At 40.6% G+C, this 13,531-nt stretch carries 13 protein-coding genes and 1 tRNA gene; 4 read left to right on the top strand and 10 right to left on the bottom strand.

The window, feature by feature from the left end; genetic code table 11:
* Positions 1-1,464: AAA family ATPase (locus ACFORE_RS03155; RefSeq protein WP_380434964.1), on the bottom strand; the 1,464-nt coding region annotated here is incomplete at its 3' end.
* Positions 1,461-1,922, bottom strand: coding sequence for a CtsR family transcriptional regulator (locus ACFORE_RS03160; protein ID WP_294009832.1), 462 nt, complete (start codon positions 1,920-1,922; stop codon positions 1,461-1,463). The genes ACFORE_RS03155 and ACFORE_RS03160, both read right to left, overlap by 4 nt.
* A gap of 233 nt (positions 1,923-2,155) precedes the next feature.
* On the opposite strand from ACFORE_RS03160, the gene ACFORE_RS03165 reads away from it, so the two are divergent.
* Entirely contained in the window at positions 2,156-2,620 is a 465-nt protein-coding gene (locus ACFORE_RS03165) for a COG2426 family protein (protein ID WP_154454914.1), read from the top strand.
* Between the two features lie 132 nt (positions 2,621-2,752).
* On the opposite strand, the gene tsf is transcribed toward ACFORE_RS03165, so the two are convergent.
* From tsf to ACFORE_RS03185, 4 genes are all read right to left on the bottom strand, one after another.
* A complete protein-coding gene (tsf, locus tag ACFORE_RS03170; protein ID WP_154454913.1) occupies positions 2,753-3,790 on the bottom strand; it encodes a translation elongation factor Ts in 1,038 nt (345 codons plus the stop codon).
* Positions 3,791-3,896: 106 nt separating this feature from the next.
* Positions 3,897-4,664, bottom strand: a complete 768-nt coding sequence (rpsB, locus tag ACFORE_RS03175) for a 30S ribosomal protein S2 (RefSeq protein ID WP_154454912.1) — start codon at positions 4,662-4,664, stop codon at positions 3,897-3,899.
* Between the two features lie 541 nt (positions 4,665-5,205).
* The gene (locus tag ACFORE_RS03180; RefSeq protein ID WP_380434965.1) at positions 5,206-5,970 is read right to left on the bottom strand and encodes an ATP-binding cassette domain-containing protein; all 765 of its coding nucleotides are present in this window, start codon (positions 5,968-5,970) and stop codon (positions 5,206-5,208) included.
* A gap of 58 nt (positions 5,971-6,028) precedes the next feature.
* Positions 6,029-6,099 (bottom strand) — tRNA-Cys (locus tag ACFORE_RS03185).
* A gap of 138 nt (positions 6,100-6,237) precedes the next feature.
* On the opposite strand from ACFORE_RS03185, the gene ACFORE_RS03190 reads away from it, so the two are divergent.
* Positions 6,238-7,191, top strand: a complete 954-nt coding sequence (locus ACFORE_RS03190) for a S66 family peptidase (RefSeq protein ID WP_154454910.1) — start codon at positions 6,238-6,240, stop codon at positions 7,189-7,191.
* A gap of 84 nt (positions 7,192-7,275) precedes the next feature.
* On the top strand, positions 7,276-8,790 hold the full coding sequence (locus tag ACFORE_RS03195) for a glycosyltransferase family 39 protein (protein ID WP_235280794.1): 1,515 nt from the start codon (positions 7,276-7,278) through the stop codon (positions 8,788-8,790).
* 23 nt (positions 8,791-8,813) lie between these two features.
* On the opposite strand, the gene ACFORE_RS03200 is transcribed toward ACFORE_RS03195, so the two are convergent.
* Positions 8,814-10,709 carry a M13 family metallopeptidase gene (locus ACFORE_RS03200; protein ID WP_380434966.1) on the bottom strand — a complete coding sequence of 632 codons (1,896 nt, stop codon included), beginning with the start codon at positions 10,707-10,709 and terminating at the stop codon, positions 8,814-8,816.
* A gap of 137 nt (positions 10,710-10,846) precedes the next feature.
* On the opposite strand from ACFORE_RS03200, the gene ACFORE_RS03205 reads away from it, so the two are divergent.
* The gene (locus ACFORE_RS03205) at positions 10,847-11,827 is read left to right on the top strand and encodes a Gfo/Idh/MocA family protein (protein ID WP_154454907.1); all 981 of its coding nucleotides are present in this window, start codon (positions 10,847-10,849) and stop codon (positions 11,825-11,827) included.
* Positions 11,828-12,098: 271 nt separating this feature from the next.
* On the opposite strand, the gene nrdG is transcribed toward ACFORE_RS03205, so the two are convergent.
* From nrdG to ACFORE_RS03220, 3 genes are read right to left on the bottom strand one after another with little or no spacing between them, the layout of a single operon-like run.
* Positions 12,099-12,713, bottom strand: coding sequence for an anaerobic ribonucleoside-triphosphate reductase activating protein (nrdG, locus tag ACFORE_RS03210; protein ID WP_154454906.1), 615 nt, complete (start codon positions 12,711-12,713; stop codon positions 12,099-12,101).
* Positions 12,714-12,755: 42 nt separating this feature from the next.
* Positions 12,756-13,262, bottom strand: a complete 507-nt coding sequence (locus ACFORE_RS03215; RefSeq protein WP_293651043.1) for a GNAT family N-acetyltransferase — start codon at positions 13,260-13,262, stop codon at positions 12,756-12,758.
* A gap of 11 nt (positions 13,263-13,273) precedes the next feature.
* Positions 13,274-13,420, bottom strand: a complete 147-nt coding sequence (locus ACFORE_RS03220) for a hypothetical protein (RefSeq protein ID WP_012962621.1) — start codon at positions 13,418-13,420, stop codon at positions 13,274-13,276.
* Between the last annotated feature and the right edge of the window lie 111 nt (positions 13,421-13,531).

Raw genomic sequence — 13,531 nt, forward strand, 5'->3', positions numbered from 1 at the left:
GCTTAAAGTCGCCATAATATCATCTTCTGTGACAGGTGTTGGTTTACGTTTCACCTTGGTATCTGCCTTTTTGAGCAAGCTTGTCGCTAAAGCAAAATCGCCATCTAAAATGGCTTGGTCAGCAGGCGTCAACATCGCTGGCGCTTCTTTCTTAACTAAACTTTGCACGGTTGCACTGGCTTCATCCAGCAAATCAATAGCAGAATCAGGTAGGTTTTTGCTGGTCAAATAACGGTGAGCAGATTTAACAGCTGTCAAAACAGCGGCATCTGAAATGGTAACATTATGGAAGTCCTCATAAGATTTCTTCAAGCCCAACAAAATCTGATAAGCATCTTCAACACTTGGCTCTTCAATCGTGATTTTCGCAAAACGACGAGAAAGCGCAGCATCTTTTTCAAGGTGTTTTTGGTATTCTTCTTGTGTTGTTGCACCCACCATGTGCAAGGTACCACGCGCCAAGGCAGGTTTTAGGATATTTGCCGCATCTAAGGTGCTGTCAATGCCTGACCCTGACCCCATAATCGTGTGCACTTCATCAATAAACAAGATAATATGACCATCTGCTTCAATATCTGAAATGATTTGATTCATGCGCTCTTCAAAATCCCCACGAAAACGCGTGCCAGCAACCACACTCATCATGTCCAATTCCAAGACACGCATATCTTGCAATTCATATGGAATCGCTCCATTGATAATGCGTTGCGCCAAACCATAAGCCAAAGCTGTCTTACCAACACCAGCTTCTCCCACCAAGACAGGATTGTTCTTAGTTTTACGGCTAAGCACTTGCACCATTCGTGAAATTTCTTTGTCACGTCCGATAACGGGCTCAAGCTTTCCTTGACGTGCCATTTCCGTCAAATCACGCGTAAAATCAGACAGTTCTCCTGCAGTGGATTGCGGTTTAATCATGTCTGAAAAAGCACCGCCCATGCTTGCTTTTTTCGGTTTACAAAGCTCATGAATGGCTTTGATATTTTCCTTGGTAAAGCCCGCATAACGTGCCAAGCTCTTACGCAAATCAATCAAACGAACCGAATCGCCGTCTTCTTTCTGCTTGAAACCAGCCACTTCCAATAAACGTGTCGCAAACAAATCCAAGTTTAACAACATGGCATAAAGTACGTGCTCTGTCCCAACTTCAATGTCGTCCGTCACAACACTAATCTCTTGTGCAAAGTCAAGAACATCGCTAAGCGCTTTTGACTGTTCCACAAAACGCATCTGCTCAACACGTTCCAACGGTGACTTATTTAGTGCCAAAACAGCTGCTGCTTCGTATTCTTCATAAGGAATACGACTTTGGTATTCTGCAAAGGTAAGACCTGCTACTGAATCATGTACAGCTACCATGGCCAATAGCACATGCCAACTCTCTAAATAGGGGCTTTCAAAACGTGCTGCTTGATACTGCGCGACATTGAAAACCTCCTGCATTTTTAACGAGTACTCACTCATAAATGAAATCCTTTTCTATCTAATCTTTGTAAAATTCGGCGCAACATCCGCGCTCTAATCTCTGGGGCGTTTTCTCCGAGAACCTCATCTGAAGCCGTTGCCAAGATTAAATTCCCTTCACGCTCGCTGATAATCTTTTCTTCAAAAAGCTGCTGAATCAAGTCCGTAAAGATCTGTTCACTAATGCGCTCCCCAATATGTGCCATCAGATTACCAAACATTTGATGACGGTCTGAAAAACGCACCCTCGCGATGCGAATATAGCCACCCCCACCTCGCTTACTTTCAACCGTATAGCCACGACTTTCGGTAAAACGTGTCTTAATCACATAGTTAATTTGGCTAGGAACGACTTGAAAGGTATCAGCCAAGTTTGAGCGTTTGATTTCAGCAATACCTGATTGAGCTAATAGCTGCTTTATATATTCTTCAATACAGTCCGATGTATTTTTAGCCACTAGACTCCTCCTTTCAAGCAAAAGACCTCAAAGGTCTGTCTTTGACTATAATTGACTATTATTATATCAAAATTATGGTCTTTTATAAATGAAAAGCCCCCAAATATCATGAAACTCTTAGCAAACTTTCCAGGCTATTATTTTCATGCTATAATTATTCATTTTTAGTTGTGTTTGTTTCTAATATAAGATAAAATAAAATCTGAAACAAACGAAAGGTTATAAGTGACTAAATGAATTATCTCATTACATTTCTTATTGCTATGGTACCTCTTATCGAATTGCGTGGTGCCGTTCCTTACGCTATCGCAACTGGTATCCCAATGTGGCAAGCACTTATTATCGGGGTCTTTGGTAACATGATACCTGTGCCAATCATTTTTTTCTTTGCCCGTCGTGTGCTTGAATGGGGAGCAGATAAACCTGTTATCGGTGGTTTCTTTACATGGTGCTTGAAGAAAGGTCATAGCGGAGGTCAAAAATTAGAAGCAGCTGCTGGCGACCGTGGGGTCTTTATCGCTTTACTTTTATTTGTCGGTATTCCAATTCCTGGTACAGGAGCTTGGACAGGGACTCTAGCAGCCTCAATCCTTGACTGGAATTTCAAACAAAGTGTTATTGCCGTTATGCTTGGAGTTATCCTCGCAGGTATCATCATGGGAACACTAACCGTCTTTGGTCTAGGGGCAATCAGCTAAAAAATCAATCAAAAGAGCTTAGGGGCAACCTAAGTTCTTTTAAACGTCTTAACTTCTTATTTGAAAAATACTTTCTACCAAATAAAAAAAGTCTGAGCTACTAGCTCAGACTTTTTAGTTAGACACCGTTTCTTAGTTGTTAAGAGCGGCTGCCATTGTTGCTGCAACTTCTGATTCGAAGTCGTTAGCTGATTTTTCGATACCTTCCCCAACTTCGAAGCGTTCGAAAGTTGTCACTTTAGCACCTACTGAATCAAGGTATTGTTCAACAGTTTTGCTGTCGTCCATGATGTAAACTTGTGCAAGAAGTGTATATTGTTGGTCAACTTTAGTGTTGTCAAGCATGAAGCGGTCCATTTTACCTGGAATGATTTTATCCCAGATTTTTTCTGGTTTGCCTTCTGCTTTAAGTTCTGCTTTGATATCTTCTTCTGCTTGAGCGATTACCTCATCAGTCAATTGTGATTTAGAACCGAATTTCAAGTGTGGAAGAGCTGGCTTGTTAACCATTGCACGTGATTCGTTGTCTTGGTCGATTTTGTGGTTCATTTGAGCCAATTCATCGTGGATGAATTCTTGATCAAGTTCTTCGTATGAAAGAACTGTTGGTTTCATCGCTGCAACGTGCATTGATACTTGTTTAGCAAGAGCATCATCGCCACCTTCTACAACTGTGATAACACCGATACGTCCACCGTTGTGTTGGTAAGCACCAAAGTATTGGTCATCAGTTTTTTCAACAATAGCAAAACGACGGAATGAAATTTTTTCTCCGATAGTTGCTGTTGCGTTAACATAAGCAGCCTCCAAAGTTTCCCCTGAAGGTAAAGTCACCTTAAGAGCTTCTTCATTGTTAGCAGGTTTTTGTTCTGCGATAGCTTTAGCTGTTGCTTCAACTAATTCAACGAATTGAGCGTTTTTCGCAACGAAGTCTGTTTCAGCGTTAACTTCAACAACTGCTGCAACATTTCCGTCAACATAAATACCAGTCAAGCCTTCAGCAGCAACGCGGTCAGCTTTTTTAGCTGCTTTAGCCATCCCTTTTTCGCGAAGCAATTCAATTGCTTTTTCCATATCACCATCAGTTTCAACAAGGGCTTTTTTGGCGTCCATGACACCAGCACCTGATTTTTCGCGCAATTCTTTTACTTGAGCTGCAGTAATTGCCATTTCTTAAGTCCTCCAGGAAGTTTGTTTTTATAATAAAAACGAGACAGAGCGGTTTGCTTTCTGCCCCGTTTTAAAGCCTATTTAAGCCTATCTAAAGCCTTAAAAATTAGTCGTTGTCTCCTTCTACAACTTCAACGATTTCTTCGATTGAATCAGCTTGTGCTTCTGATGCAAAATCAACATCTGCATCTTCACCTTGACGTCCTTCGATGATAGCATCTGCCATTTTAGAAGTAATCAATTTAACCGCACGGATAGCGTCATCGTTTGCTGGGATGATAACATCGATATCATCTGGGTCAGCGTTTGTATCAACCATTGCAACAACAGGGATACCAAGTTTTTTAGCTTCTTTAACAGCGATTTGTTCTTTATGTGGGTCAACAACGTACATTACGTCTGGGATACGAGGCATATCTTCGATACCACCCAAGAATTTTTCAAGACGAGCACGTTGTTTGTTAAGAAGAGCAACTTCTTTCTTAGGAAGAACTTCAAAAGTTCCATCTTCTTCCATGCGTTTGATTTCTTTCAAACGAGCGATACGTTTTTGGATAGTGTCCCAGTTTGTAAGAGTTCCACCCAACCAACGGTGGTTGATGTAGTATTGACCAGCACGTTCTGCTTCTTCTTTAACAGCATCAGCAGCTTGTTTTTTAGTACCAACAAACAAGATAACAGCGTCGTTTGCAGCAGCGTCACGAACGAAGTCGTAAGCAGCGTCAGCCATTTTTACAGTTTGTTGAAGGTCGATAACGTGGATACCGTTACGTTCTGTGAAGATGTATTTAGCCATCTTAGGGTTCCAGCGACGAGTTTGGTGACCGAAGTGAACACCAGCCTCAAGAAGTTGTTTCATTGAAATTACTGCCATGAGTAGTTTCTCCTTTTTATAATGTTTTTTTCCTCTTCTAGACTTCATCTTGCAAATCCACTCGTGATGAGCAACAGAGTCACAATACATCTAGAATGAGTATTTGTTGCATAATACAACAAGCTGATTTTACCACATCTACCCTTTTTTGACAAGTCAAATATCCTATCACCAAGCGTTTATTTAGAGGGTGGGATTATTAGTCTAATTCGTTTTATTCAGACACTTTAACGATAACAAAAAACAGATGATTAACCACACAACTAACGTGATAATCTGACTAACTGAAATAACTTGATCTCCAAAAACACTATTCCTAACTAAATCGCCAGATGGAACAAATGGCAAAAATCTATATACCTTCAAAATGATCATCGGAATTCTTCTTGCTGGAAAAAGAATGGGGAAAATAGTAAACCAATCATCAAAATTAACTGTGTTGTCAGAGTCATTAAATTAGGACTTGAACAATGCTACAAAGAATGATTAGCGATTTATTCCTGATATAACTCCACGTCATTAAACTCATGATTGTTGTAGATTACTTTTCAGCCAACTCTCCATAACTATCGTTTAAAGTTTCAGTAGCCACACTGTAATACGAAATCAATTTCTTATCAATTCTATCTGCCATCCATTCAAATAGCTTAGAAACCTTTTGATTATCCAATTGACACTCCACTTCACCATTTATATTGATCGCATATTCAAATGGAAAATCCTCTAAAGTCCGCTTCGATTTAACTAAAAATCTTACGATACTTTTTGAATTAACCGATAATTCCCTTACATTTCCATATGTTTTAACTTTTCCATTTTCAAATAAGTAGTACTTATCTGCATACTTTTCAACTTCTAAGATATTATGCGTTACTATAACAACTATATGCCCTTTAGAAGCTAGCTCTTTTAGATATGACCATAGTTTATGCCTTCTTATTGGATCAACATCATTCGTTAGTTCATCCAATAAAATAATTTTAGGCGGAGAAATAACAGCCATCGCAAACGATGTTAGTCGTTTTAACCCACCGGAGAGCTTTTCCCCAGTTTTATTTTCCCTCTTTTTTATATCTAATTTTTGGAGTATCCCATTAACTTCCTGTTGTAGTACTCCATTAGAAAGTCCCCTTATTCTACCGATTGCAGTTACTGATTGTTTAATTGATATTCCTTTTAGTGGAGCATGCAATTGAGGCATCATCGAAATATTCATTCTGGATAAAACTGGATTTTGAGTAAGAGAAATATCTCCAAAATAGACTTCATGTTTCCTGTGTCGATGAACAGACAGCAATAAACTCAATTACGTATAAAAAAATAAAAAGCCCGACAAAATCGGACTTTTTATTTCGTATCTTAAAAGGCGGTAGACGGATTTGAACCGACGATCAAGCTTTTGCAGAGCCGTGCCTTACCACTTGGCTATACCGCCATAACAAATAATATTCTACCTTAAAATCTAAATGGCGTCAAGTAGATTTCTTAAATTCTGAACTTATCTTACCGATTCTATTTTCCTTGTAAAATACGGGATTTATGCTATAATACTAAAGATCTTTGGAGGCGTTTTATGAAAAAACTAAGTCCTAACAGTCACATTCGCGTACTCAGTCCGTCAGATTCAATTGCTCGCTTGGGTGGATTTGAAGCCAACCTTTCTGCCAAAGAAACGTTAGAAAATCTAGGATTTCGTGTGTCATTTTCAGAACATTACTTAGAGTCTGATATGCTCTATTCTTCTTCAATCAAGAGCCGTGTTGCTGATTTGCACGCTGCTTTTGCTGATGACTCTGTTGATGCTATTCTGGCTACGATTGGTGGTTTTAATTCTAACGAACTGTTGCCCTATCTTGACTACGACTTAATTGCCAAACACCCTAAAATCATCTGTGGCTATTCGGATTCGACAGCCTTTTTGAATGCTATTTTTGCTAAAACTGGAAACCTCACTTACATGGGACCGTCATATTCTAGTTTTAAAATGAAAGAAGGTCAAGATTACCAGAGCAAGGCTTGGTTAAACGCCACGACAAAATCAGCTTACGACCTTGTTCCAAGTCAAGAGTGGTCAAGCGACCCTTGGTATGACCCAACACAACCACGTCATTTTATGCCAACAGAATGGAAAATTTACAACGCAGGGAAAGCTTCTGGCACCATTATTGGTGGAAATTTATCTACTTTTGGACTTCTTCGCGGAACACCGTATGCCCCACAGGTAGAAGACTATGTCCTTTTTTTGGAACAATCCGAAGAAGACGGTTATTACGAATTCACGCGCAATTTGGCAGCAATTTTGCAGGCTTACCCTCAGCCCAAAGCCGTGCTTATCGGACGATTTCCTAAAGAATGCCAAATGACCCAAGATATCTTGATCTACATCTTGGACAAACACCCGATTTTGAAAACCATTCCTGTCATGTATGATCTTGACTTTGCCCACACCCAACCGCTTTTTACCATTACGATTGGAGCAAAAGCTAGCATTGACACGGACAGCTTCAGCATTTCCATTCGGGAATAGGCTTTTTCTCACCATTTGAAAGGGCTTGTGCTGTGGTATAATGGTCATACTGACTATTTTTACATATTGAGGAAAACAGGACTAATGGATACCGTCAACAAATACTTTTCCCTAAGCGTGCGTTATGCGATTCGGGGAATTTTTGCATTTGCTTTTTTAGTTGCCGTAGGATTTTTAGGATGGACTTCTCCGCTTGGGTTGATTATCATTCTAGTTAGCTTTTGGCTGTTTAGAAAAGCCATTCTAGCATTTGGTTCGACACTTTTTAAGTTCATCACGCAACATAAAAGGGCAGTTATGCTCGTGGCAATTGCTTTTCAAATACTCCTGCTATTCTCGGCGAGATTACTCATCCGAAGAGATGCGGCGGTGGTTTTCACAGGAGCCTTTCACTACCTTGCCGAAGATTTAACCGTGAACTACATCACGCGCAACCCCAATAACCTCTTTTTGTTCTTGTACGAACGGCTGTTTTTCAATCTTTTTCATGAAAATGGACTGTGGGGCATGATGGGGTTAAACATGCTTTATGTGAATGCCTCAGCCTATATTATCTATGCCACGGCCAAACGCTATGGCAATCAGAAGATAGCTGATCGTTGCTTTTTCTTCTTTACCTTCCTGTTTCTATTTTCGCCCTTTTTTATGAGCATGTACACGGACGTTTTAGCTTTGCCGCTGCTGTGTTTGCAGACTGCCTTGGCGCTTGCTTTACTACAAACAAACCAAAAGATACAACTCCTAAAAAACGCTACTCTTTTGGGAATCGTGACAGGAGTGACTTATTTCATTCGTCCGACTGCGCTTGTCTTAATCATTGCACTTTTTATGATACTTGGGCTAAACCGTTACTGGAAGAAAGGAATTATCATTTTCAGCCTTTTTCTCGTCAGCTTTGGTAGTATTTATGCTGGCGGCAAATACTTAGAGAGCCACCAAACCGAAATTCAACTGCTCAAAGGTAAAGGCTTAGCCAAATCAGCCCTGCTCTTTGTGGATTTGGGACTGACATTTTCAGGAACAGACCAAGCGGATATGAAAGCGGGATTGTTACAATACGTGGATGAAAGCGAACGGGACAACTACAACAATGGGATGTTTGCCACGGAAAATATCATCAAAGACATCAAGCGTCGCTTAAACGACTACACACCTGTCACTTTTGGGGCACATTTGGTGGTGAAATTGGGAGCAACACTCATGGATGGCAGCTTGGGGTGGACGTATTTTGAAAATCCTGACGATGAAAAAACGCCTTACGTTTCCCCTCTTTATTCCTACACCAAAAACAATGCCTTTTTAAAAGCTGTTCGGCGATTCTGGATTAGCTCAGACACGGTGGAATACCAGCTGTCCTTTCTCATCAGGCAAATCATTTGGTTAATCATGATTATCGGTATGATCAAAGCTACGCGCTTCTCATTTGAAAGCAATGATTTTTTGCTGCTGGCCTTACTTGGCGGCTTAGCCTTCCTCATGATTTTTGAAGGTGGGAAATCACGTTACCTCATTCAATTTATCCCACAAATTCTCCTGCTGGCAGGCAGAGGCTGGGAAAATAACGCTCTTTTTCCAAAAATAAAAGACCTCGACAGTTAATGTCGAGGCTTTTTTGTTAGCCATTACCAAATAATCACACGGTCTTCTGGAGCACGCCACATAGGGTCGCCAGCTTTAACATCAAATTCTTCATGGAAATCATCGAAGTTAGTTAAGGTGACGTTAGTACGAAGCTTGCCAGGAGCGTGAACGTCAATGCTTGCCAACATTTGCATGTACTCTGGACGAGCTTTCATGCGCCAAATGGTTGCAAAATTGATAAAGAAATCACGCGCAGAGAAATCGTCATCTTGTTTGGCTGCCTCAAGTGCGCAAGCCACACCGCCAAGGTCTGCCACGTTTTCAGAAACCGTCAATTTTCCGTTGACTTTCGCTCCGTAAGAATCCAAACCATCAAACTGCTCAACAATTTTATCCGTACGTTCCGTGAAAGCCTTGTAATCTGCTTCTTGCCACCAATTGTTCAAGCTACCATTTTCGTCAAATGAAGCTCCGTTGGTATCAAAGGCGTGAGAAATTTCGTGGGCAATCACTGCTCCGATACCACCATAGTTGGCAGATGAACTTTGTTCCAAACTGTAAAATGGTGCTTGTAAAATAGCAGCTGGAAAGACAATTTGGTTTTGTTGTGGGTCGTAGTAAGCATTGACCATGTGGGCTGGCATATGCCATTCGCTACGGTCAACAGGCTTGTTCCATTTGCTCCAACTATGAGCGATTGAAATCTTAGCAAGATTTTGAGCATTTTCAACCAATGACAACGATTCGTCAATGATTTTCTTGGTATAGGTTTCAGGCAATTTTTCAGGGTAACCAATATGTGGCGTAATCGTGTTGAGTTTGACGATGGCCTTATCACGCGTTTCTTGAGCCAACCAATCTGCTGACGCCAAGCGTTTTTTGTAAACATCAATCATGGTAGCCACTTTGTGTTCCACATCGGCTTTGGCTTCTGGTGAGAATTTTTGACCTGCATACCACAATCCTAGAGCTTGGTTGTAAGGTCCTGAAGCCAAATAATAAGCCGCTTTTTTCTTGTCTATGGCTTGTGGCGTTCCTGAAAGGGCTCGACCATAAGTGCCTGAAAGCACACGAATCTCATCAGTCAAATAGCCATTATAATTATCTGCAGCTGAAAGCACCAAATCAGCCTTTAACAAATCCCAATTGTCTTCTGAGTAATAGTCAGACGCAAACTCTGTCCAAAAACGTTCCTCAGGTACAATAACCTTGTCAGGCACCTCACCCAAAATACGTGTGAAAATCGCATCCAAAGGCAATTCTGGAGCAAGTTTGACAAAATCTGCCCAATCATAAGGGTGGTATAATTTGACGTATTCTGATGATTCTTCACGTGACAAAACGTACTTAGCTAGTTTGGCATCTAAGGCAATCACCTTGTCCAACAAATCGCTGATTTCTTCAGCTGAAAAACCAAATTTTGCCAACAATTCTTCTTGCATGTGACGCCAAATAGCCAGTAATTCTTTCCCTTTTTCGTTATCTTCTGCATAGTAAGTGGTGTCTGGCAAAATGGTTTCAGGAGCCTCAGCCCACAAAACATTTAATTGAGCGTTCATGAAATCAGGTGCCACACCAAATGGAAAGGCGTTTGGTTTGCCAGCCAATTCAAACTCCGCAATCTTACCTGAAAAGTCTGAAAAAGAACCCAAATCTTGGTATTCTTTGATTAAAGGAAGAACGGGTGCAACGCCCACTTCCTCACGTTTGTCGTAGTCTGCAGCCATGCGGTGCAACTTCACAAAGTTTTGCAAAATACTATCATCAGGCACATCCTTGCCACTAAGCCACTTGTCTGTGTTTTCTAACATAAGGTCTTCAATCTCATCTGACAAGTCTGAAAAACCACCTGTGCGAGGCTTATCATCAGGGATGACCGCTGTTTTTTCCCATTCGCCGTTGACGGCATCATAAAAATCATCTTGATATCGAGTCATAACAAATCTCCTTTATTCTGATTAGAACTATTTTATCAAAAAATGCACATAATAGCAGATTTAAAAACGCCTGACTCAAATAATAATAGCAGACATGATAGCGCTTTTTTGCTATACTAATTTTTAAGGAGGCTTTTATGACAACAAAACATTACAATTGGGCAACTTTAGGAACAGGGGTCATTGCTAATGAGTTAGCACAAGCCCTAGAACAACAAGGACGAAAGCTTTATTCTGTCGCTAATCGTACTTATGATAAAGGACTCGCTTTCGCTGAAAAATATGGCATTGACAAGGTTTATCAAAACATTGATGACGTTTTTGATGACCCTGAAGTTGACATTATTTACATCTCAACACCACACAATACCCATATCAATTTCTTGCGCAAAGCTTTGGCCAAAGGCAAACACGTTTTGTGTGAAAAATCAATCACTCTAAACGCTGACGAATTAAACGAAGCCATTAAACTGGCCGAAGACAATCATGTCGTGCTGGCAGAAGCCATGACTATTTTCCACATGCCAATTTACCGTCAATTATCTGAAATCATTGCCAGTGGAAAACTTGGAGAATTGAAAATCATCCAAATGAACTTTGGTAGCTACAAAGAATATGACATGACCAACCGTTTCTTCAATCGCAACCTCGCTGGTGGCGCTCTGCTTGATATCGGTGTTTACGCTCTTTCATTTGTTCGCTGGTTTATGACTTCAACACCCAACCAAATTGCTTCTCAAGTCAAACTTGCCCCAACAGGCGTTGACGAACAGGCAGGTATTTTGCTGACAAATGACCAAGGCGAAATGGCAACCTTGACCTTGAGCCTTCATGCGAAACAACCAAAACGTGGGACCATCGCCTATGATAAAGGCTACATCGAGCTTTACGAATACCCTCGCGGTCAAAAGGCTGTGATTACCTACACTGAAGATGGGCACCAAGAAGTCATCGAAGCTGGCAGCACGGCACTTGCCCTTTCTTACGAAGTCGCTGATATGGAAAAAGCCGTTTCTGGTCAAGAAAATGTCATGCACCTTGACTACACCAAAGATGTCATGGACATCATGACCAAACTCCGCCAAGATTGGAACCTCACTTACCCAGAAGAAGAATAAGCATAGTTATCCACAAATCCATCTCTGACAAGGTCAAATTCAAGTTACTTTTGCAGTAACTGTGTTTTGGCATCGTCAGGGATGCTTTTTTGTTCTTTTATCCACTTTTACACACAAGTTATGAACAACCTGTGGATAACCATGCTCATATTTTGGGGATAACTTGTTTATAATTGTGAAATCCGACTCTCAAAACCCTTGATAAAACAACATAAGGCGTGAATTGTCTTGTGGATAACACAAAAAAAGCAGCTCGTTTGAACTGCTCTTTTTAAATCAAATCATCGCGGCTAACTTGTTCAAAATTTTCCGTGCCATCATTTAATTTATCCCAAATAACCACTTCGCCAGCTTTCAAAGACTTCTGAACATCGATAATACGCTGATTTGAAGACCCACGAAATTGCAACATCAAATTCTTCCTGGTGATGTCAAAGCGACCATCCACCAAAATGTCAATCAAACTCAGCATTTCCAGCTTATCTGGGGTTTCTTGCATCATTTCTTCCCAAGTGTACCCTGTCCAAGACCAAATGTCTTTTTCTGGCAATTCACGGCGCACGCGCTTAATCAAGGGCAATAAAATCCCTGTATTCAAGAAGGGTTCACCGCCCAAAAGCGTCAAACCTTGGACATAAGGTTGTGCCAAATCCGCCATGATTTGCTCTTCTAGCTCCTTGGTATAAGGCATTCCTGCTTGAAATGACCAGGTCGCTGCGTTATAACACCCCTTGCAGTGAAACATACAACCCGACACATACAAGGAATTCCGCACACCTTCTCCATCAACAAAGTTAAATGCTTTGTAATCAATGATACGCCCTTGGCTTAATTCTTCTGATTTCCATTCACCAGGCTTGGGAGTATTCCAATTTGCTTCTTCCATCCTAGCCTTCTTTCTAATCTAATTATTTGACTTATCCAAAAGTTATTCTTCAGCCAGATTGATCCAATAACGCTCAGTTGACTCACGGACATCTTCTAAAACACCACCATTTGCTAAAATCACCTTTCGGCTGGCAATATTATCCGTGTGACAAGTCACCAAAGCTTGTTTGATGTTTTTCTTTTTAGCTTCTAGTAAACCTAGATGAAGCTGTTTCTTAGCCAATCCCTTATGACGCTCTGACGGACGAATCGAATACCCAATATGTCCCCCCTTATTTAAGAGATTATCATTTAGACGTAAACGTAAATGCAAAAATCCTAGAACCCTTCCGTTATCATCAAAAGAAACAAATTGAATCGCTGGAACAAACGTTGACGGCACATCAATACCCATTTCACTTAATTGATTTCTTTCAATCCAGTCCTCATAAACAAAGTTATCCACAGACCAAAAACCGCCGTCATGAGCAGATTGACTTGCCTCAAATTCTTTCATCATGTCAATAACAGCTGCTTTATCTGATAATTCAGGTCTTCGTAATTGCATAAACGGTACCTCTATTTACTTTTCTTTTTAGCTTTTTCTAAAAACTGCGCTTTCAACTGACTAACACGCGCTTTTTTGTCAGTTTTCACATTTGAATGTTTTTCATGAAAACGTTCCACTTGTTGCATCCCTTTATAATCTAACTGGTATTTTCCCATTTGCTAATATCCTTTCTAGTCAGACCTCTAACCTGACCCACCAAAATAATAAAGAAGCAGGGACGCATGGTCTCAGCTTCTCATCTTATCAATCAACGACGACTCCCAAAA

The sequence above is a fragment of the Streptococcus alactolyticus genome, assembly GCF_042649785.1.
GTDB classification, from domain to species: domain Bacteria; phylum Bacillota; class Bacilli; order Lactobacillales; family Streptococcaceae; genus Streptococcus; species Streptococcus alactolyticus.

Coding starts and splice junctions, on each gene's coding strand:
- ACFORE_RS03215 (WP_293651043.1), bottom strand. CDS start 13,262: ATGCAATTACGAAGACCTGAATTATCAGATAAAGCAGCTGTTATTGAC.
- nrdG (WP_154454906.1), bottom strand. CDS start 12,713: ATGGAAGAAGCAAATTGGAATACTCCCAAGCCTGGTGAATGGAAATCA.
- rpsB (WP_154454912.1), bottom strand. CDS start 4,664: ATGGCAGTAATTTCAATGAAACAACTTCTTGAGGCTGGTGTTCACTTC.
- ACFORE_RS03195 (WP_235280794.1), top strand. CDS start 7,276: ATGGATACCGTCAACAAATACTTTTCCCTAAGCGTGCGTTATGCGATT.
- ACFORE_RS03200 (WP_380434966.1), bottom strand. CDS start 10,709: ATGACTCGATATCAAGATGATTTTTATGATGCCGTCAACGGCGAATGG.
- ACFORE_RS03165 (WP_154454914.1), top strand. CDS start 2,156: ATGAATTATCTCATTACATTTCTTATTGCTATGGTACCTCTTATCGAA.
- ACFORE_RS03220 (WP_012962621.1), bottom strand. CDS start 13,420: ATGGGAAAATACCAGTTAGATTATAAAGGGATGCAACAAGTGGAACGT.
- ACFORE_RS03205 (WP_154454907.1), top strand. CDS start 10,847: ATGACAACAAAACATTACAATTGGGCAACTTTAGGAACAGGGGTCATT.
- tsf (WP_154454913.1), bottom strand. CDS start 3,790: ATGGCAATTACTGCAGCTCAAGTAAAAGAATTGCGCGAAAAATCAGGT.
- ACFORE_RS03190 (WP_154454910.1), top strand. CDS start 6,238: ATGAAAAAACTAAGTCCTAACAGTCACATTCGCGTACTCAGTCCGTCA.